The organism is Bacillus sp. SIMBA_154 (assembly GCF_046536015.1).
GTDB lineage: Bacteria > Bacillota > Bacilli > Bacillales > Bacillaceae > Bacillus > Bacillus pumilus_P.
Map to the genome: position 1 here is coordinate 1 of NZ_JAWJBV010000216.1, position 276 is coordinate 276.

The 276-nt window shown below is 41.7% G+C and carries 1 pseudogene; it reads right to left on the reverse strand.

What is annotated here, in order from left to right:
* Positions 1-116: 116 nt before the first annotated feature.
* Positions 117-276: pseudogene (locus R0K30_RS21790) on the reverse strand (cell division regulator GpsB); the annotation flags it as partial.

Here is a 276-nt window from a genome sequence, read left to right on the forward strand (position 1 = left end):
CACCGTGCGAGCATGGACTTTCCTCTACAGATTCAAAGATCTGCAGCGATTACCCGAACGTTAAGAACACTTGTTCATTATAAAGCAACTTGTCTCATTTGACAAGTGCTTCTGCCTTATTCGTCATAAAGTTTGCTGCCGAATACATGTTTCTCAAGGTTGGACAGCCTTTTCAGAATGTCAAAGTTGGTTGTATTGGACTGCACCGGCTGTTTTTTGCTTGCTTCTTCAAGCTGTTTTTTCAGCTGCAGATTTTCTTGCTGCAGTTCTTCAATT